Below are 18,357 nucleotides of genomic sequence, written 5' to 3' on the forward strand. Positions count from 1 at the left end.
ATGTGGAGATGCGGTCGTGCTGGCGATCCAGTCCGCGGTGGCAGCGCTCTTTGTTTAACAAGAATGACTCGCTGGCCTTTTTATACTCAAAGTGTCATGCTGCCATCGTAATGATATAGACTTCATAAGCGAAGCGGTGAGGAGCAGTGTGATGAAAAGCACAGACGGGACTTCAACGACGCGCCCCAATATTTTGCTGATTACCTGTGATCAGTACCGCTTCCCGCGATTTTGCTATGGTCCTGATGGCGGGTTCGTCGAGCCGCTCAAACAAATCCTCGGTTTCCAGGGTGAAATCGACGACACCAACCCCTATGCCAAGTTCTTTCCGGGCCTGTTGCGGTTGCGGCGCAACGCGGTGGTGCTGCGCAACCACACGATCGCGGCGAGTGCGTGCACGCCGAGTCGCACGGTCCTCTATACCGGGCAATATGGCACCAAGACCGGCGTCACCCAAACCGATGGCCTGTTCAAAAATGGCGATTCGCCCAATTTCCCGTGGCTGGAGGTGGGCGGCATTCCGACGCTCGGCACCTGGATGCGCGAGGCCGGCTATTCGACGCATTATTTCGGCAAATGGCACATCTCCAACCCGCCCGATCATTCGCTCGATCGTTATGGCTTTGACGATTGGGAGGAATCCTATCCGGAGCCGCACGGCGCGCAGCCCAACAATCTTGGCGTGTATCGCGATGTCGGCTTTACCGACAGCGCCTGCACCTTCCTTCGCCGCAAGGGGCTGGGTGCCAATTACAATTACGCCTACGCCCAGATGGAAGCAGTCGACCCGAGCACCACCGGCCCCGACACCAGCAAGATCCCGCCCTGGTTCGCGGTCGCCTCTTTTGCCAATCCGCATGATATCGCCACCTATCCCGGCGTGATCGCCCAGGCACTGCCCAATGACGATCCCAACGCGAAGGGCGCGACGCAATCGATCTTCGGCCCGCTGACTGTGCCCAAAGCGGGCGATCTCAGCCTGCCGCCGACACCGGGGACGATGACCATCCCGCTCAACCCGGAGGACTTCGCGCAGCTTTGCGCGCACGCATCGCCGACGCAGGACGAGTCGCTGCTCGACAAGCCGACCTGCCAGCATGAAATGGCGTATAAGGTCGGGCTGGCGCTGGCTGCCAAGGGCGGGTTCAACCTCGTCAACGGGCTGGTGAGCGCCGCCGCCAGTGCGGGGCTCTCGGGCGACAACGACCTCGCCGACCCGGAACAGGAGCTCGATCGCCGCATGACCGCCGCAGTCGCCGCCTCGCTCAAAAGCTGCATTCCGTTCCAATTGTCGGATGATCCCGCGCGCAACAGCGTGCAGTTCCTGCAACTCTATGCATGGCTGCACGCCGTGGTCGATGTCCATGTCAACGCGGTGCTCGATGCGCTGGAACAATCGGGCCAGGCCGAGAATACGATCGTGGTGTTCCTGTCCGACCATGGCGAATATGGCGCGGCGCACGGCATGATGATCGAGAAATGGCACGCCGCCTATCAGGAGGCGGTGCACGTACCGGTGGTGGTCCGCTTCCCCGAGGCGTCGGCAAGCGGCAATACCCCGGCAGCGCCCGACCCGGCGCAGATCGACGCGCTGACCAGCCATATCGACATTCTGCCGACCATATTGGGCCTGGCGGGTGTCACCGCCGAAGAGCGCCGCACGATCGCGCAGCGCCTGGCGCTCAACCGCCCCGTGCCGCCACTTCCCGGTGTCGACCTGTCGACGATGATCCAGGAGGCGGCCGACGGCAAGACCGAGTTCGCGCCGATCACCGACCCAGACGGCCTGCCGCGCGAAGGCGTGCTGTTCATCACCGATGACGAGATTACTGAGCCTCTGCCGCCCGCGCGCACCGCGACCGAGCGACATTCCTATGAAGAATTCGCCGTGTTCAAGAAGGTGGTCGACGCGGTCACCAATCCCCCTGGCGGCAAGCCCGGCGTGCTGCTGCTGCCGGGCGCGATCAAGCAACCCAACCATGTCCGCTGCGTTCGCACCCCGGATTATAAATTGGCGCGCTATTTCGATCCGTCGGGCGTCGTCCCGCAGGAATGGGAAATGTACGATCTGGCGAACGACCCGATCGAGGCGATCAACCTCGTCGAAGTCGGCACGAGCCCGCCGCGCGCGCGGAGTGGCTCATCCGAGGTGCAGCGCGTGGTCGATCACCTGGCGGCGCTGCTGGCGCGGCTGGAAAAACGCGACCTTTAACCCTCCGCGCGGATACCCCTCCGCGCCAGGCGGGGCGAAGCGGCTTCAGCTCTTATTCTGTTGCCGCTTCGCCATGAAGGCCAGACGCTCGAACAGCATCACGTCCTGCTCATTCTTGAGCAGCGCGCCGTGCAGCGGCGGGATCGCCTTGGTCGGGTCGCGATTCTGCAGCACGTCGAGCGGCATGTCCTCGTGCAGCAGCAATTTCAGCCAGTCGAGCAATTCGCTGGTGCTCGGCTTCTTCTTGAGGCCGGGCACGTCGCGCACGTCGTAGAAAATGTCCATCGCGCGGTTGACCAGGATCTTCTGGATGCCCGGGAAATGCACGTCGATGATCGCCTGCATCGTCTCGCGATCGGGAAATTTGATGTAGTGAAAGAAGCAACGGCGCAGGAAGGCGTCGGGCAGTTCCTTCTCGTTATTGCTGGTGATGATGACGATCGGGCGCTCGACTGCGCGGATGGTTTCCCGCGTTTCGTAAACATGGAATTCCATGCGATCGAGTTCCTGCAACAGATCGTTGGGGAATTCGATGTCGGCTTTGTCGATCTCGTCGATCAGCAGCACCGGCGGCTTGGGGCGCGTGAACGCCTCCCACAATTTGCCGCGACGGATGTAATTGGCGATGTCGTGGACGCGCTCGTCGCCCAATTGCCCGTCGCGCAGGCGCGCCACCGCGTCATATTCGTACAGGCCCTGCTGCGCCTTGGTGGTGGACTTGATGTTCCACTCGATCAATTCGGCATCAAGCGCCTTGGCGATTTCATAAGCGAGCACGGTCTTGCCGGTGCCGGGCTCGCCCTTGACCAGCAAGGGGCGGCGCAGCGTAACGGCGGCGTTGACCGCGACTTTCAGGTCATCGGTGGCGACATAGCCTTGCGTACCGTTGAAGCGCTTCATCGCCTGCATCCCGTTTCATTTGAATACCGGGTACGGCGATAGAGGGAAACGCCCCCCGCGCGCAAGCGGTGGCTATAGCTTGTCGCGCGCGATCGCGCGTGCCTCGATCACATCGCACAGCCCGCGATGCTGCGCGAAGCTTTGCTGCGCGCCGAAGGCGATTGCGCGGCGGACGGGAGCCGGCAGAGCATCGGTTGCGAGCGTGGTGATGTCGGAAAGACTGGGCAGGGCCGAGGGCACGGTGTTGAGGCCGGCGCGGAGCGCCGCTGCGTTCAGAATTCTGCGAAAGGCATGCCAATCGATCACCAGCGCCATCGCCGCCCCGACCGCGCAACCCGTGCGATCGGAACGGGCCAGCATATCGAAGGCGTGGCGTTGCGCGGCAAAGGCGGCATCGCTTTCCGCCTGGCCCGGCGTGGAGGGCAGCGGGCCGACGGCGGCGGTGAGTCGCGCAAGATTGGCGCGCTCCACGCCAAAGGCTTCGGTCGCTTCTGCAAGCCAGCGATTGTCGAGATCGGGAACCGGGCGGCGACTCGCCTCCTCGAACAGGTTGGTCGGGCGTCCGTGAATGGCGCACAGGGTGTGCACAGCATCGGCAAGATCGCGGCCCGCGACGACGGCGTGGGTCAGACGTCGGACGATCGCATGGTCAGCACAGCCGTCGCTCGCGGCCAGAGCCGCGATGCTGCCGGCAACCCCGCCTGTCTTAACCTGTATCGATGCGATCACCATGATCTTCGAGTCGTCCCTATATCTCCCGGCCACGCCGCCGGATTGCGCCCGTTGGGCAAGCAGTGCGGCAAGGGTTATACCGAAGGGCGTAAAGACCTGGTGTAGTTGCGATTAAGGGTGTCTCAACCACGTCTTTGGAGCACGGGCACGATGCGGCCCGACTGCGCCAACGATGCTAGGGTGTGACATCCTCTGCGAAGATGCCCGTGCCATCGCCAATGGGTTCGATCCTGAGCGCCAGCATGCGGCCGATGCGGGCCGCCGAAGCGACCGTCAGGCATTCGCCAACGCCCGAACTGCCCACGCGCTGCATCGCGCGGCCGAGAAGCGCGCGGGATGGCGGTGGCGTGATGGTGTCGACCGGTGTGCCCGGCGTCGAAATGTCTCCGAAATGCGCGCGCGCACTTCGGCTGGACGCCAAAATCGTCGCCTCGCGGTCTGCCAGCAAGACGATGTCACGGATATTGTCGAGCAACTGCGTTGCCGTAATCGCCTCGGCGGGCAGAGGTTTACGGCGCGCCCCATTTGCAGGGTTCGCGCACAGCGCGTTCATGGTTTCCACGGAAACCAGCACGAGCCGCGGCCGACCGCGATGCAGAATATAGACCGGAGCGCGGGCCGCGCGGTCTTGCCATACCCCGAAATGCCGCACCAAATCAGATGCCGTAACCATCTGTTCGGCAGCGGGGGCGGAGGGGGACGACATACCCGCACTGTACGCAACGCCGGTCGCGAAACCACACACCGCCTCCAAAATGGAGCAATTTCGCGCGGGTGAAATAACAGGCCCGGCGACGCTGCAGGCGTTGCCGGGCCAGGTCGCTTATTGGTCGAGGAACGACCGCATTTTGCGGCTGCGGCTCGGGTGCTTCAGCTTGCGGAGCGCCTTGGCCTCGATCTGGCGGATACGCTCGCGCGTCACCGAGAATTGCTGGCCGACTTCTTCCAGCGTGTGATCGGTGTTCATGCCGATGCCGAAGCGCATGCGCAGCACGCGCTCTTCGCGCGGGGTGAGGCTGGCGAGGACGCGGGTGACCGTTTCCTTGAGGTTCGCCTGGATCGCCGCGTCGACCGGAATGATCGCGTTCTTGTCCTCGATGAAGTCGCCCAGATGGCTGTCTTCCTCGTCGCCGATTGGCGTTTCGAGGGAGATCGGCTCCTTGGCGATCTTCATCACCTTGCGCACCTTCTCCAAGGGCATGGAGAGTCGTTCTGCCATTTCCTCGGGCGTAGGCTCGCGGCCCTGCTCGTGGAGGAACTGGCGGCTGGTGCGCACCAGTTTGTTGATCGTCTCGATCATGTGCACCGGGATGCGGATGGTGCGCGCCTGATCGGCGATCGAGCGCGTGATCGCCTGGCGAATCCACCAGGTCGCATAGGTGCTGAACTTATAGCCGCGGCGATATTCGAACTTATCCACCGCCTTCATCAGGCCGATATTGCCCTCCTGGATGAGATCCAGGAACTGCAGGCCGCGATTGGTGTACTTCTTGGCGATCGAGATCACGAGGCGGAGATTGGCCTCGACCATCTCCTTCTTCGCGATACGTGCCTCGCGCTCGCCCTTCTGCACCATGTTGACGATGCGGCGGAACTCGGTCAGCGCCATGCCGGTTGCCTGGCTGATGTCCGAAATTTCCATGCGGATGCGGTCGGCGGCTTCGCTTTCGTTGGTGACGAAGGCGGTCCATTTCTTGTCGAGCTTGGCGACCGAGGGCAGGAACTGTTCGTCCAGCTCATGGCCGATATAGCGATCGAGAAAGTCCTTGCGCGACACCTTGTGGCGTTCGGCGAGGCGCAGCATTTGCCCGCCCAGCGCGGTCAGCCGCCGGTTGAAGGCATACAGCTGGTCGACCAGATATTCGATCTTGGCATTGTGGAACTGGACGCTCTCGACCTCGGCGGTCAGCTCTTCGCGCAGCTTGTGATATTTCTTCTCGTCGCTGCTCGACAATTCGCCGCCGCCCGCCATCGCGTCGAGCCGCGCTTGCTGGATCTTGGAGAATTTCTTGTAGAGCGCGGTGATGTTGGCGAAGCGTTCGAGCGCAATGGGTTTCAGCTGCTCTTCCATCTGCGCCAGGCTGAGGGTGTTGTCCTCTTCCTCATCGTCGGAGGCGCGCGGCGTGCGGCGCTCGCCATCCTCATCCTCGTCGACCGACGGCTCTTCGGGCTCGGCCTCTTCCTTGAACGAGGGGCCGGCATTCTTTTCGGAAATCTCGCCATCGCCCTCTTCGGCTTCGGCCAGCGCTTCCGGGGCGGGGTCCTTGGACAGCATCGCGTCGAGATCCATGATCTCGCGCAGCTGCATCGTGCCTTCGTTCAGCGCGGTCGACCAGGCGATGATCGCGTTGAAGGTGATCGGCGATTCGCACAGGCCCAGGATCATCGTGTCGCGACCGGCCTCGATCCGCTTGGCGATGGCGATTTCGCCCTCGCGGCTCAGCAGCTCGACCGCGCCCATCTCGCGCAGGTACATGCGCACCGGATCATCGGTGCGATCGATGACTTCCTTTTTCTTGACGTCGAGCGCAGGCCCAAGGTCTTCGGACGCGTCGACGGGCTCGGCGTCGTCATCGTCCTCGGCCTTGGTGGCGTCGTCGCCTTCCTCGCCCTGCTCGTCATTCTCGACGATGTTGATGCCCATTTCGCTGAGCGCGGCGCTGATGTCTTCGATCTGGTCGGACGACATCTCGCCCTGGGGCAGGGCTTCGTTGAGCTGTTCGTAGGTGATGTAGCCGCGCTTTTTCGCGCGGGCGATCACCTTCTTGATCGACGCGTCGTTCAAATCGATCAGCGGTGCGTCGCTACCCTCGGTGGTTTCGCCCACGTCCGCCATATCCGTCTTCGCCATCAATTGCCCTCAGTACTAAAAGCTCTGGCGTCTTCGTTCGACTGCACCAGATTGGCAAGTCGCGCGTTCAAAGCCTGTTGTTCATTCACAAGCGACACTTGCCGCTCATATGCGTCATCCGAATAATTCGCCTGCATCGTCGCCGTCGCCTCGGCCAAAGCCGCATCTACCTCCGGCCGAGTCACCAGTATCGCGATCGCCTCGTCGAGGTCCTCGCGTGCCCTGGCGGGGTCGGCGTCCTTTTGCGTAAACGAACACGAGAGTTGGTCGGCCCGCAGCAAATCTTGCGCGATTATATCAAATCCAGATGCCGCCAATATGGTAAGAAGGTGCTCACTATCAAGCGCCGGATGTTCAACGGCCGAATCAATCATCGCATCGAGTAGATGGGCGAGGGCGGGATCGGTCAAATGCAGTCGACCCAACTCCCCCATATGGCGACAGATTTCGGTCGGATGCAGCAACAGCCCCGCCAGCACGGGTTTGGTCAACACACCGTCAATGCCATGCTGTTGCAGGCGCTTGGCCCCGGCACCGACCGGGCCGGGCGGGGCCTTCCATGGCTGGCCGGGCTTGCGTGCGCCACCGCCCCGCGGCGTAAACGGCGCGCGCGGCACGAACGCGGCGCGTTGCTGCGCATAAAGCGCGTCGAAGCGGCGGCGAAATTCCGCGAGATATTCGGTGCGGACGCCGGGATCGGCGATGCTCTCGGCACGCTCCTTCAGGCGCTGCTTCAATCCGGCCTTTTGTTCTGGCGTGGCGAGCGGTTCGGCAGCGAGTTCGCTCGACCATAAACGGTCGACCAGCGGCTCTGCGGTCTTGAGCAGCGCCTCGAACGCGCCCGGCCCCTTCTGGCGGACCATATCGTCTGGGTCCTGACCCTGCGGCAGCGTGACGAAGGCGAGGCTGCGGCCCGGGGCGAGCAGCGGCAGCGCGCGGTGCGCGGCGCGCAGGGCGGCCTTTTGCCCTGCGCCATCGCCGTCGAAGCACAGGATCGGCACTTCGGCCAGCCGCCACAGCCGTTCGAGCTGCGCCTCGGTCAGCGCGGTGCCGAGCGGCGCGACTGCCTCGCCAAAGCCCGCCTGCGCCAGCGCGATCACGTCCATATAACCCTCGACCACCAGCACCCGCCCGGTCTTGCGCGTGGCAGGCGCGGCCTTGTCGAGATTGTAGAGCGTGCGGCCTTTGTCGAATAACGGCGTCTCGGGCGAGTTCAGATATTTCGGCTCGCCATCGCCGACGATGCGCCCGCCAAACGCCACGGTGCGCCCGCGCGGATCGCGAATCGGGATCATCAGCCGCCCGCGAAAGCGGTCATAGGGGGCCTTGTCCTCGACCTGGATCAGCAAGCCCGCCTCGACCAGCAACGGGTCGCCATAGCCCTTCAGCGCGGCCTTCAGCCCGCCGCGCGAATCGGGCGCAAAGCCCAGGCCAAAGGCGCGCGCGGTCTCCGCCTTGATCCCGCGCTTGGCCAGCACATCGCGCGCGGTCGCGCCGGGCAGGCCGTTCAGTTGCTCGCTGAACCAGGCGGCGGCATCGGCGCAGGCTTCGTGCAGGCCCTTGGCGGCCTCGGCCTTCTCCGCCGCGCGCGGGTCCATTGCGGGCATCTCCATCCCCGCCGCCTGCGCCAGCTCCTTCACCGCATCCATGAAGGGCAGGCCGCGCTGGTCGGTCATCCAGCGAATCGCATCGCCATGCGCCGAGCAGCCGAAGCAATGGTAGAAGCCCTTATCGTCATTGACGTAAAAGCTCGGCGTCTTCTCGTTATGGAACGGGCAGCACGCCCGCCATTCCCGCCCGGCCTTTTGCAGCTTGGTGGTCTTGCCGATCAGCCCGGACAGCAGCGTGCGCGCGCGCAGTTCATCTAGGAATTGCGGGGAGAGGGTCATGCGTTCTTTTCTTCCCCTCCCGCATGCGGGAGGGGGCAGGGGGTGGGCGCGCGCTCACCGCCAAGTGCAGCGGCAGCGATCGTCTCCAACACCCCAGCCATGTTCGACGTCAGATCATTATTCCAGAAACGGATCACGCGGTAGCCCGCCCTCTCGAGTGCACGGGTGCGCACTTCGTCATATTCCGTCGCTTCAGCGTGCTGGCTGCCGTCGAGTTCAACGACCAACTTCTCTGCGCGACACACAAAATCCACCCGATATCCGACGATAGGCATTTGTCGGCTGAATTTTAGCCCGGCTAACCGCTTTCCTTTGAGCTGCCGCCAAAGCATCTCCTCATGCGGGGTCGCGGTGTTACGAGCCTCGCGGGCTTCCGCAGTCGGTCGGCCCAGCCGATAGCGTGGGCCCACCCCCGGCCCCTCCCGCTTGCGGGAGGGGGGGAGGCCGCGCTCGCTCGGGGCTGCGCTCTCCGCCATGTTAGCTCAGCGCCGCCTTCACCGCCGCACTTGCCTTGCTCATGTCGAGCGTGGTCGCGTGGCGCGCTTTCAGCTCGGCCATCACGCGGCCCATGTCCTTCATGCCCGTGGCACCCAGCTCGGCCTTGATCGCTTCGATAACGGCAGCGGTCGCCGCTTCGTCCATCTGCGTCGGCAGGAAGGTCTCGATCACCGCCACTTCGGCGGCTTCGCCATCGGCCAGCTCCTGGCGGCCGCCCTTCACGAACATCTCGATCGATTCGCGGCGCTGCTTGACCATTTTCTGCAGCACTTCCACCACCAGCGCATCGTCATCCTCGGGCGCTTTGCCGGTGCGCGCTTCGATGTCGCGGTTCTTGATCGCGGATTGCACGAGGCGCAGCGTGGCGGTGCCCGCTTTGTCGCCGCCCTTCATCGCGGTGATGAGCGCGGCCTTGATGTCGTCACGAATCATTGAACGTCCTTTTCGGTGGTCGGCGGGTATAGCGGCTTTATCGGATTGACGCATCGCCCCCGCGCTCCTAGTCCCCGCCGCTTAGCGACATCGACAATTTTTTAAACGGAGTGCCCGCCGCAATGGCCGACGCCAAACCTCTGCCTGCGTCCAACAGCATCGCTCCCCAAGGCGCCACCGGCGTTCTGGTGCTGGCAACCGGGGAGGTGGTGTGGGGCCGCGGCTTCGGCGCGGAAGGCGTCGCGGTCGGCGAAGTCTGCTTCCACACCGCGATGACCGGTTACCAGGAAATCATGACCGACCCGAGCTTTGCCGGGCAAATGATCACCTTTACCTTCCCGCATATCGGCAATGTCGGCGCCAATGCCGATGACGTCGAGGCGGACGATCCCCACGCGCTCGGCATGATCGTGCGCGAGGATGTGACCGGCCCCAGCAACTTCCGCAGCGTCGAGCGACTCGATGCGTGGATGGCCAAGCACAAGCGAATCGGCCTGTCGGGCGTCGACACGCGCGCGCTCACTCGCCGCATCCGTAGCGGCGGCGCGCCCAATGCAGTGATCGCCCATGCCGCCGACGGCGTGTTCGATATTCCCGCGTTGCTGGCCATGGCGCAGGCGTGGCCGGGCCTGGAAGGCATGGACCTGGCGATCGCGGTGACGACGCAAACGCATTATGGCTGGGCGGGCGGCGTGTGGCGACTGGGCGAAGGGTATGACACATCTTTCCCCTCCCGCTCGCGGGAGGGGCTAAGGGAGGGCCTGACCGCAGATGATGCGCTTGCCGCCGATGGTGTTCCCTCCCCCAACCCCTCCCGCGAGCGGGAGGGGAGTGCCAAGCGCCCCCACGTCGTCGCGATCGATTACGGCTCCAAGCGCAACATCTTCCGCAACCTGGTCGCCGCCGGGGCCGATGTCTCGGTCGTGCCCGCCACAGCGAGCTTCGATGAGGTGATGGCGCTCGCCCCCGATGGCATCTTCCTGTCGAACGGTCCGGGCGATCCCGCCGCGACCGGCGTCTATGCCGTGCCGGTGATTCAGCAATTGCTCGACACCGGGCTGCCGCTGTTCGGCATTTGCCTGGGCCACCAATTGCTTGCGCTCGCGGTCGGCGCCAGCACCACCAAGATGTTCCAGGGCCATCGCGGCGCCAACCATCCGGTGCAGCGCCTCAGCGACGGCGCGGTCGAGATCACCTCGATGAACCACGGCTTCGCGGTCGAACGCACCAGCCTGCCCGCCACCGCGCGCGAAACCCACGTCTCGCTGTTCGACGGCTCCAACGCTGGCATCGAACTCACCGACCGTCCCGCCTTCAGCGTGCAATATCACCCTGAAGCGAGCCCCGGCCCGCAGGACAGCCTGTATTTGTTCGCGAAGTTCGTGGGGATGTTGGTGTGAAGCCTTGGATCTTGCCGATCCTGCTGCTTGGGCTTTGCGCTAATTCCGCGCCTACTTGGGATTCTCTGTCGACGTCTCAAAAACAAGCGAGACTCGATAGGATCGCGGCATCTTGCCACTTGCCACGAAACGCCTTCAACCTCTTGCCAGATGACGACCTGCGTTTTCAGCCTTCGCGGGACACCCGTTATGCTCGGGTCGAATGTGCGTTGAGCAGCCTGAAGCGGATACGCGGCCTTCCCAAGATGGGCTTTATCGGTCGCGAGCAGTCCGAGCCCGAAACTATTACGAAAGCTCAGCCATGACCCTCCCAGAAGTCTCCCCTGCGCGCCTCGAAGAGGAATGGGCCGCCGACAAGGACGTGCTCGCCAGCCTGCGAGAAAATGGAGATCGGCCTGAGATCGTCCGCATGGTCGATGTCAGCTTTCGCGGCACCGAGCCTGCGCTCGACCGGCTGGAAGAGGATGCCGAGGAACTGGGCTTTGAAGTGATCGAGCGTGAAGAGGATGAGGAAGGCGAGATCAGCCTGTTCCTCGGCCGCGAACAGACGTCGGATGACGACGCGATCCGCGCGCTGACGCTCAAATGCTTGCAGATCGAGCTGATCTACGACGTGGAATATGATGGCTGGGGCTGCACCGCGGAGGACGGCGCGGAATGACAGGCGTCACGCCCGCCACGGATCGATCAGCGCGACTCCGGTCCATGCGAAATCCTTGGTGTTTCGCGTGGCAACCGGAATCGCGCGGGATCGGGCCTGCGCGGCGATCAGCATGTCGAACACTTGCGGTTCGCGCGCCTTCACCTCTGGAAGCGCCGCGATCCGACCATAATGATCCGCATCTGCGTCTTCAAAGCGCAGCGTGTGGTGGTAATAGCGCGCCCGCAGCCCTTCCAGCCACGGCTGGAGGAACGGGCGCTTGTGCGCCGCGCCCGGCAGCGCAATGCCATATTGGATTTCCGCCACCACCATCACCGACAGCGCAAGATCCTCGTCATGCGCCTCCAGCCAAGCCAGCACGGCGGGGTCGCCATGCGGCTTGGTCAGTTCGCTCCACACATTGGTGTCGACCAGAATCAAAGCTCGGGAGCCTCGATTTTGGGATTGAGCGGCGGCGGCAGGTCAAGGCCCACGCCATTGGCCAGTCGCCGCAATTCGGCCATCGCGTCCTTGGCGGTCATGAAGCGAATGTCGGCATAGCGAGCGCTGTCGGGTGCGGCATTGGCCGTCCCGTCGGCCCGCTGGAGCAAGCTGCGGACGCGATGTTCCTGCGACGTGGCCTCTTGCGACGGGGCTGGGCGAAAGCTGGCCCGCGCATCGGCGACATGGCTTACCGACGCCGCATCACCGAAATCCGCCTCGATCACCAACTGGCGCAGATGTTCCTCCATCGACCGCCCATGGGCCGCGGCAATTTGGCGAAACCTGTGTTTGGCCTCTTCGGGCACGTTGCGAACGGTCAAAGTAGCCACGACGTATCTCCTTCGCTATCAATGTATGCAATGAAAGCAATGCTGTCAAATGCCTAAACGCACCGATATCTCGTCCATCCTCGTCATCGGCGCGGGGCCGATCGTCATCGGCCAGGCGTGCGAGTTCGATTATTCGGGCACGCAGGCGATCAAGGCGCTGAAAGAGGATGGCTATCGCATCATCCTGGTCAATTCGAACCCGGCGACGATCATGACCGATCCCGAGCTGGCCGATGCGACCTATGTCGAGCCGATCACGCCCGAGATCGTCGCCAAGATCATCGCCAAGGAGCGCCCCGATGCGGTGCTGCCGACGATGGGCGGCCAGACCGCGCTCAACACCGCGCTGGCGCTGTTCAATGATGGCACGCTGGAGAAGTACGGCGTCGAGATGATCGGCGCCGATGCCGAGGCGATCGACAAGGCCGAGGACCGGCTGAAGTTCAAGGACGCGATGACCAAGATCGGGCTCGAAAGCGCCCGTTCGGCGATCGCCCACACCGTCGAGGAAGCGCTCGCCGGGCTCGAGCGCACGGGGCTTCCCGCGATCATCCGCCCGAGCTTCACCATGGGCGGCACCGGTGGCGGCATCGCCTATAATCGCGAGGAATTTCTGGAGATCGTGCGGCGCGGGCTTGATCTGTCGCCGACCACAGAGGTGCTGATCGAGGAATCGCTGATCGGCTGGAAGGAATATGAGATGGAAGTCGTGCGCGACCGCGCCGACAATGCCATCATCATCTGCTCGATCGAGAATATCGATCCGATGGGCGTCCACACCGGAGACTCGATCACCGTCGCGCCGGCGCTGACGCTGACCGACAAGGAATATCAGATCATGCGCAACGCGAGCATCGCGTGCCTGCGTGAGATCGGCGTCGAAACGGGCGGCTCGAACGTGCAGTTCGCGGTCAACCCCAAGGATGGCCGCTTGATCGTGATCGAGATGAACCCGCGCGTGTCGCGCTCCTCGGCGCTGGCGTCCAAGGCGACTGGCTTCCCGATCGCCAAGGTCGCCGCCAAGCTGGCGGTCGGCTATACACTCGATGAGATCATGAACGACATTACCGGCGCCACCCCGGCGTCGTTTGAGCCGACGATCGATTATGTCGTCACCAAGATCCCGCGTTTCGCCTTTGAAAAGTTCAAGGGGGCAGAGGCCGTGCTGTCGACCGCAATGAAGTCGGTTGGCGAAGTGATGGCGATCGGCCGCAACATCCATGAATCGATGCAGAAGGCGCTGCGCGGGCTGGAGACGGGCCTGTCCGGCTTCAACATGGTCGACCGCCTGGTCGGTGCGCCGCGCGCCGAGATTGAGGCGGCCTTGGCCGTCGCCACCCCCGACCGGCTGCTGGTCGCGGCGCAAGCCCTGCGCGAAGGCTTCACCGTCGCCGAAATCCACGCACTCGCCAAGTTCGATCCGTGGTTCCTCGAACGCATCGCCGAAATCGTCGCGGCGGAGGAAGAGGTGTGCCGCAATGGCCTGCCGATCGACGCGGCGGGCATGCGCCGGTTGAAGTCGATGGGCTTCAGCGACAAGCGTCTGGCCTATCTCGCGCTCAAATCCGCCAATCTGCGCGACGGCATGGATCGTGGCGTGGCGCGCGGTTCGGGGCTGATCCATGAGGCTGTCGTCGCGATGACGGGCGGCGTGACCGAGAAGGAAGTGCGGGCTTTGCGCCACCGGCTCGGCGTGCGTCCGGTGTTCAAGCGGATCGACACCTGCGCCGCCGAATTCAACGCCAAGACGCCGTATATGTATTCGACCTATGAAGCGCCCAGCTTCGGCGAACCCGAATGCGAGAGCCAGCCGACCTCCGCCAAGAAGGTCGTCATCCTCGGCGGCGGTCCCAACCGGATCGGGCAGGGGATCGAGTTCGACTATTGCTGCTGCCATGCGTGTTTCGCCTTGGCCGATGCCGGGTTCGAGACGATCATGGTCAATTGCAACCCGGAGACGGTGTCGACCGACTACGACACCAGCGACCGCCTGTACTTCGAACCGCTGACCGCCGAGGACGTGCTGGAGATCCTGCATGTCGAGCAGCAGAACGGCACGCTGGCGGGCGTTATCGTGCAGTTTGGTGGCCAGACCCCGCTCAACCTCGCGCAGGCGCTGCAGGATGCCGGGATTCCGATCCTTGGCACCAGCCCCGACGCGATTGACCTGGCCGAGGACCGCGAGCGGTTCGCTGCCCTCGTCAACAAGCTTGGCCTGTTGCAACCGGCCAATGGCCTGGCACGCAGCCGCGAAGAGGCGATCGTTGCCGCCGAGCGTATCGGCTATCCTGTGCTGATGCGCCCGAGCTATGTGCTGGGCGGTCGCGCGATGGAGATCGTCGACGGACGCGCGCAGCTTGAGGAATATATTCAGACAGCCGTGCAAGTGTCTGGCGAATCACCGGTTCTGATCGACCAATATCTGCGCGACGCGATCGAGGTCGATGTCGATGCGATCTCGGACGGCACCGATGTGACGGTGGCGGGCGTGCTCCAGCATATCGAGGAAGCCGGCGTCCATTCGGGCGACAGCGCCTGCTCGATCCCACCTTATTCGCTCTCGGACGCGATCATTGCCGAGATCGAGCGTCAGACGGTGGCACTGGCCAAGGCCTTGTCGGTCGTCGGGCTGATGAACATCCAGTTCGCGGTCAAGGACGGGCGGGTTTATCTCATCGAGGTCAATCCGCGCGCCAGCCGCACCGTGCCGTTCGTCGCCAAGGCGATCGGCGCGCCAATCGCCAAGATCGCCGCGCGCGTAATGGCGGGCGAGAAGCTGGCGGACCTCCCCAAGGTCGATCGCCACATCGACTATTTTGCGGTCAAGGAAGCGGTGTTCCCGTTCAATCGCTTCCCCGGCGTCGATCCGGTTTTGTCGCCGGAAATGAAGAGCACGGGCGAAGTGATGGGAATCGATCCCGATTTCACGCTCGCCTTCGCCAAGTCGCAATTGGGCGCGGGCACCGTCCTGCCCAAGAGCGGTGCCTTGTTCGTCAGCGTGAAGGATGGCGACAAGCCGGTGATCCTGCCGGGCGTGCGTGCGCTCGCCGCGCATGGCTTCACCATCGTCGCGACGGGCGGGACTGCGGAGTATCTGGCCGCGCACGGCGTCGCGGTCGAACGCGTCAACAAGGTCGCGCAGGGCCGTCCGCATATCGTCGACCGGATCAAGGATGGCGGGATCGATCTGATCTTCAACACCACTGAGGGCTGGCAGAGCCTGAAGGACAGTTCGCCCATTCGCGGATCGGCCTTGTCGTTGAAGATCCCATACTTCACGACAGCCCCTGCCAGTGTCGAGGCGGCACTGGCGATTGTCGCCCTTTCGACACGCAGCCTTGAAGTACGGCCCTTGCAATCCTATTATTCGCACTCGCACACCTAATTCCCCACATGAGAACAACGTGCGGGCGGGCCCAGCAGGGTCGGCCAACCGGGGAATTTTGAAGACGAAGGACGAAGAGGGATGGCTACCGTCGAAAAGATGCCGATGCTGCAAGAGGGCTATGAGCGGCTCACTGCGGACCTGAAACGGCTTAAGGCGGAGCGTCCGACGATCGTCGACGCGATCGAGGAAGCGCGCGCGCATGGCGATTTGTCGGAAAACGCCGAATATCATGCGGCCAAGGAGCGTCAGGGCCAGATCGAAGCCTCGATCAGCGACATTGAGGATAAGCTTTCGCGCGCGCAGGTCATCGATCCGCGCGACCTGTCGGGTGACAAAGTCGTGTTCGGGGCAACCGTTACGCTGCTCGACGAAGACGATAAGCCGATCAAATATCAGATCGTTGGCCAGACCGAGGCGGACGCCAAGGGCGGCCGCATCTCGTACAACTCGCCGCTCGGCCGCGCGCTCATCGGGCGCAAGCTTGAGGACGAAGTGGAAGTGACCGTCCCGTCGGGCGATCGCTACTATGTCGTCTCGAAAATCGAGTTCATCTAAAAACGCTGCGTGACGCCCCTCTCCCATTGCGGGAGAGGGGCGTAGCCTTCACGCGCCCGGCGCGAGCAAATCGGGCTGCAGCAGGCGGTGCAGATGCACCACCACATATTTCATCTCGGCATCGTCGACTGTGCGCTGTGCCGCCGCACGCCAGGCCTTTTCGGCGCTCGCATAATCCGGGAACACGCCCACGATATCGATCGAGCCAAGATCGTCGAAATCGAGCCCGCGAGGATCGCTGACGCGACCGCCGAAAACGAGGTGGAGTTTGCTCATAAAATCACTTTCCCGAAATGCGTGGGTTTCCCGCTCGTCTTAGGAGCGCCCGGCGCATTCGGGAACTGGTTGTGGCAGCTTTATTCGGCTGACGTAGCGTTTTTTGGCGTATCCGCAGGCTGGGCCGCCGGTTGTCCCTCGACTGGTTGCGGCTGCTCGACAACCGCCTTGGCGGCCAGCGCCGCGGTGCCGGCTGTTGTCAGCGCCTTGATCACCCCACCCAGCAGCTTGCTCACTTGATCGCGCGCCGCGTCACGCGACAGGCCGAGCACGTCAAGCTCGGCCTTTGCCGTGTCGCGAGCCGCGTCGACTGCACCGCGTGCGGTTTCGTTCAGACGCTTGCCGACCGGCCGGAGGATTTTGCGTTCGGCGTCGGTCCGGGGAACGAATGCGCCGACGAGCAGACCGATTGCAATTCCGCCGCCGAGGACCGCGAGGGGATTGGCTTCAATCCCGGCGACAGCCTTATCGGTTGCGGCGCGCGTTGTCGTCGCGGTGGTAGCAACAGCCTTGGATGCGGCTTCGCGAACGCTGGCAACCGCCTTGGACGTTCGTTTCACGGGTTTGGCATCAGTCATGGGCGTGGTCCTGTGTTTTAAGAGAGCGAGCCGAGGAGGGGCGACGAAGCGCGCGCACGATCGGGCCGCGCGCCAACCAAAGGCCGAGCACCGCAGCGGCGACCCCAAAGCGCGCCGGGCGACGGCGGGCGCTTTCGACAACGCCAAGCACCGCATCGACGCCGCGTGCCTTGAGCGACTCGGCCACGTCCTGGGCAAGCACTTGCGGGCTGGCACGATGCTGCAACGTCCCGATTGTTTCCGACAAGCGCGCGCGCGCTTGCTCGGCGCTGGCCTGGGCCAACGCCAGCCGAGTCCCGATTGCGCGCCCGGTCATGCCTGGTCCTCGGTTGCGCCGAACAGGCGCTTGAATTGCCGCATCGAAAACCATCCCAAGAGCGCCGATAGCGCAACAAGCGAGCCAACCATCGCCGCAGTTGCCGCCAACGGCCCGATAAGCTGCGCCAGCACCAGCAAAACGCCAAGCACCAACGCCGTCAGCGCGACTGATGCAATCGCGATCGCCGCGACCAGCAGCAGGATAGCATTGCGGGCGTCGTCGATCTTGGCGACGACTTTCGCTTTTTGCAGCTCGATTTCGGCGCGCGCCACTTGCTCTGCGTCGCTGACGACACGCGACAGGAGAGCGGCAAGGCTCTCCTGTTCGGTCGGGTCTTCACCCCTGTCCATCATTGCCCCCCGGTATGGCCGGATCAGGCCTTGTCGTCATGATCGGTGGCAAGGCCCGCCTGGATCAATCGCACCAACACGAAGCCAAGCGCAGCTGCGGTGCCGATTGCGATAGCCGGGCTCTTCTGGACGAAGCCGCGTGCATCTTCGATCAAGTCGTCAAGTTCCTTGGCCTTCAGGCCTTCCGAGAAACCCGCAACCTTGTCCGCAGCGGTGCGGGCATATTGGCCATATTGCTCGCCCAGCTTGTCATCGACAGTGCCTGCGGCATCGTTGATCATTTTCACGATTTCATCCAGCGCACCGCCCGCGCGCGCCTTGCCGTCTTCGGCATAGGTCTTGGCGCGATCGACGGCTTCCTTGCCGAGCTTGGCGGCGCTGTCCTTGAACAATTGCGTCGCGCTGAGCGTGGCCTTGGCCGTCTCGTGCGCGGCTTCGGTTACGGCCGCTTCTGCCTCGTGGATCGCGGTGGACGTATCGTTCGGAGTGGTAGCCATGACAAGC

At 63.6% G+C, this 18,357-nt stretch carries 19 protein-coding genes; 5 read left to right on the top strand and 14 right to left on the bottom strand.

The window, feature by feature from the left end; genetic code table 11:
* Positions 1–151 precede the first annotated feature (151 nt).
* A complete protein-coding gene (locus tag H4W01_RS05180; RefSeq protein ID WP_209610164.1) occupies positions 152–2,212 on the top strand; it encodes a sulfatase-like hydrolase/transferase in 2,061 nt (686 codons plus the stop codon).
* 45 nt (positions 2,213–2,257) lie between these two features.
* Here H4W01_RS05180 and H4W01_RS05185 read toward each other — a convergent pair whose 3' ends face one another.
* From H4W01_RS05185 to H4W01_RS05215, 7 genes are all read right to left on the bottom strand, one after another.
* The gene (locus H4W01_RS05185; RefSeq protein WP_209610165.1) at positions 2,258–3,112 is read right to left on the bottom strand and encodes an AAA family ATPase; all 855 of its coding nucleotides are present in this window, start codon (positions 3,110–3,112) and stop codon (positions 2,258–2,260) included.
* A gap of 72 nt (positions 3,113–3,184) precedes the next feature.
* Positions 3,185–3,844 (bottom strand): DUF6975 family protein, encoded by a 660-nt coding sequence (locus H4W01_RS05190; protein ID WP_209610166.1) that lies wholly within the window; start codon positions 3,842–3,844, stop codon positions 3,185–3,187.
* 175 nt (positions 3,845–4,019) lie between these two features.
* Positions 4,020–4,550, bottom strand: coding sequence for a PAS domain-containing protein (locus H4W01_RS05195; RefSeq protein ID WP_209610167.1), 531 nt, complete (start codon positions 4,548–4,550; stop codon positions 4,020–4,022).
* A gap of 117 nt (positions 4,551–4,667) precedes the next feature.
* The gene (gene rpoD, locus H4W01_RS05200) at positions 4,668–6,695 is read right to left on the bottom strand and encodes an RNA polymerase sigma factor RpoD (RefSeq protein WP_209610168.1); all 2,028 of its coding nucleotides are present in this window, start codon (positions 6,693–6,695) and stop codon (positions 4,668–4,670) included.
* Positions 6,695–8,584: a DNA primase gene (gene dnaG, locus H4W01_RS05205; RefSeq protein WP_209610169.1), complete on the bottom strand. Its 1,890-nt coding sequence runs from the start codon at positions 8,582–8,584 to the stop codon at positions 6,695–6,697. The genes rpoD and dnaG overlap by 1 nt, the downstream gene beginning before the upstream one ends.
* Positions 8,581–8,994 carry an endonuclease domain-containing protein gene (locus H4W01_RS05210; RefSeq protein WP_209610170.1) on the bottom strand — a complete coding sequence of 138 codons (414 nt, stop codon included), beginning with the start codon at positions 8,992–8,994 and terminating at the stop codon, positions 8,581–8,583. Before H4W01_RS05210 ends, dnaG begins: the two co-directional genes overlap by 4 nt.
* A 67-nt stretch (positions 8,995–9,061) precedes the next feature.
* The gene (locus H4W01_RS05215; protein ID WP_209610171.1) at positions 9,062–9,514 is read right to left on the bottom strand and encodes a GatB/YqeY domain-containing protein; all 453 of its coding nucleotides are present in this window, start codon (positions 9,512–9,514) and stop codon (positions 9,062–9,064) included.
* 122 nt (positions 9,515–9,636) lie between these two features.
* Here H4W01_RS05215 and carA point away from each other — a divergent pair, with 122 nt between their 5' ends.
* Both carA and H4W01_RS05225 read left to right on the top strand, forming a co-directional pair.
* A complete protein-coding gene (carA, locus tag H4W01_RS05220; RefSeq protein WP_209610172.1) occupies positions 9,637–10,914 on the top strand; it encodes a glutamine-hydrolyzing carbamoyl-phosphate synthase small subunit in 1,278 nt (425 codons plus the stop codon).
* Between the two features lie 301 nt (positions 10,915–11,215).
* Positions 11,216–11,575 carry a ribonuclease E inhibitor RraB gene (locus tag H4W01_RS05225; RefSeq protein WP_010408179.1) on the top strand — a complete coding sequence of 120 codons (360 nt, stop codon included), beginning with the start codon at positions 11,216–11,218 and terminating at the stop codon, positions 11,573–11,575.
* Positions 11,576–11,581: 6 nt separating this feature from the next.
* Here H4W01_RS05225 and H4W01_RS05230 read toward each other — a convergent pair whose 3' ends face one another.
* Positions 11,582–11,995, bottom strand: a complete 414-nt coding sequence (locus H4W01_RS05230; protein ID WP_209610173.1) for a type II toxin-antitoxin system VapC family toxin — start codon at positions 11,993–11,995, stop codon at positions 11,582–11,584.
* Entirely contained in the window at positions 11,992–12,387 is a 396-nt protein-coding gene (locus tag H4W01_RS05235; protein ID WP_209610174.1) for a FitA-like ribbon-helix-helix domain-containing protein, read from the bottom strand. Before H4W01_RS05235 ends, H4W01_RS05230 begins: the two co-directional genes overlap by 4 nt.
* 49 nt (positions 12,388–12,436) lie before the next feature.
* Here H4W01_RS05235 and carB point away from each other — a divergent pair, with 49 nt between their 5' ends.
* Both carB and greA read left to right on the top strand, forming a co-directional pair.
* A complete protein-coding gene (gene carB, locus H4W01_RS05240) occupies positions 12,437–15,772 on the top strand; it encodes a carbamoyl-phosphate synthase large subunit (RefSeq protein ID WP_209610175.1) in 3,336 nt (1,111 codons plus the stop codon).
* Positions 15,773–15,853: 81 nt separating this feature from the next.
* Complete coding sequence (gene greA / locus H4W01_RS05245) at positions 15,854–16,330, top strand: transcription elongation factor GreA (protein ID WP_010408190.1); 477 nt, start codon at positions 15,854–15,856, stop codon at positions 16,328–16,330.
* A gap of 48 nt (positions 16,331–16,378) precedes the next feature.
* Here the strand turns inward: greA and H4W01_RS05250 are convergent, their stop codons facing one another.
* The 5 genes from H4W01_RS05250 to H4W01_RS05270 form a co-directional block, all read right to left on the bottom strand.
* Positions 16,379–16,606 (bottom strand): DUF4170 domain-containing protein, encoded by a 228-nt coding sequence (locus H4W01_RS05250; RefSeq protein ID WP_010408192.1) that lies wholly within the window; start codon positions 16,604–16,606, stop codon positions 16,379–16,381.
* An 80-nt stretch (positions 16,607–16,686) separates the two neighbouring features.
* Positions 16,687–17,184 (bottom strand): hypothetical protein, encoded by a 498-nt coding sequence (locus H4W01_RS05255; RefSeq protein ID WP_209610176.1) that lies wholly within the window; start codon positions 17,182–17,184, stop codon positions 16,687–16,689.
* The gene (locus H4W01_RS05260; RefSeq protein WP_209610177.1) at positions 17,177–17,500 is read right to left on the bottom strand and encodes a DUF3618 domain-containing protein; all 324 of its coding nucleotides are present in this window, start codon (positions 17,498–17,500) and stop codon (positions 17,177–17,179) included. Before H4W01_RS05260 ends, H4W01_RS05255 begins: the two co-directional genes overlap by 8 nt.
* Positions 17,497–17,853: a phage holin family protein gene (locus H4W01_RS05265; protein WP_209610178.1), complete on the bottom strand. Its 357-nt coding sequence runs from the start codon at positions 17,851–17,853 to the stop codon at positions 17,497–17,499. The genes H4W01_RS05260 and H4W01_RS05265 overlap by 4 nt, the downstream gene beginning before the upstream one ends.
* A gap of 23 nt (positions 17,854–17,876) precedes the next feature.
* Positions 17,877–18,350: a hypothetical protein gene (locus H4W01_RS05270; RefSeq protein WP_209610179.1), complete on the bottom strand. Its 474-nt coding sequence runs from the start codon at positions 18,348–18,350 to the stop codon at positions 17,877–17,879.
* Positions 18,351–18,357: the final 7 nt, after the last annotated feature.

It is taken from the genome of Sphingomonas sp. PL20 (genome assembly GCF_017875905.1).
Classification (GTDB): Bacteria; Pseudomonadota; Alphaproteobacteria; order Sphingomonadales; family Sphingomonadaceae; genus Sphingomonas; species Sphingomonas echinoides.

Bases quoted from the DNA above. Each gene is read 5' to 3' on its own strand.
- H4W01_RS05180 (WP_209610164.1), top strand. From the start codon at position 152: ATGAAAAGCACAGACGGGACTTCAACGACGCGCCCCAATATTTTGCTG.
- H4W01_RS05225 (WP_010408179.1), top strand. From the start codon at position 11,216: ATGACCCTCCCAGAAGTCTCCCCTGCGCGCCTCGAAGAGGAATGGGCC.
- rpoD (WP_209610168.1), bottom strand. From the start codon at position 6,695: ATGGCGAAGACGGATATGGCGGACGTGGGCGAAACCACCGAGGGTAGC.
- H4W01_RS05265 (WP_209610178.1), bottom strand. From the start codon at position 17,853: ATGGACAGGGGTGAAGACCCGACCGAACAGGAGAGCCTTGCCGCTCTC.
- H4W01_RS05260 (WP_209610177.1), bottom strand. From the start codon at position 17,500: ATGACCGGGCGCGCAATCGGGACTCGGCTGGCGTTGGCCCAGGCCAGC.
- H4W01_RS05250 (WP_010408192.1), bottom strand. From the start codon at position 16,606: ATGAGCAAACTCCACCTCGTTTTCGGCGGTCGCGTCAGCGATCCTCGC.
- H4W01_RS05255 (WP_209610176.1), bottom strand. From the start codon at position 17,184: ATGACTGATGCCAAACCCGTGAAACGAACGTCCAAGGCGGTTGCCAGC.
- H4W01_RS05185 (WP_209610165.1), bottom strand. From the start codon at position 3,112: ATGAAGCGCTTCAACGGTACGCAAGGCTATGTCGCCACCGATGACCTG.
- H4W01_RS05270 (WP_209610179.1), bottom strand. From the start codon at position 18,350: ATGGCTACCACTCCGAACGATACGTCCACCGCGATCCACGAGGCAGAA.
- carA (WP_209610172.1), top strand. From the start codon at position 9,637: ATGGCCGACGCCAAACCTCTGCCTGCGTCCAACAGCATCGCTCCCCAA.
- H4W01_RS05190 (WP_209610166.1), bottom strand. From the start codon at position 3,844: ATGGTGATCGCATCGATACAGGTTAAGACAGGCGGGGTTGCCGGCAGC.
- dnaG (WP_209610169.1), bottom strand. From the start codon at position 8,584: ATGACCCTCTCCCCGCAATTCCTAGATGAACTGCGCGCGCGCACGCTG.
- H4W01_RS05195 (WP_209610167.1), bottom strand. From the start codon at position 4,550: ATGTCGTCCCCCTCCGCCCCCGCTGCCGAACAGATGGTTACGGCATCT.
- carB (WP_209610175.1), top strand. From the start codon at position 12,437: ATGCCTAAACGCACCGATATCTCGTCCATCCTCGTCATCGGCGCGGGG.
- greA (WP_010408190.1), top strand. From the start codon at position 15,854: ATGGCTACCGTCGAAAAGATGCCGATGCTGCAAGAGGGCTATGAGCGG.
- H4W01_RS05215 (WP_209610171.1), bottom strand. From the start codon at position 9,514: ATGATTCGTGACGACATCAAGGCCGCGCTCATCACCGCGATGAAGGGC.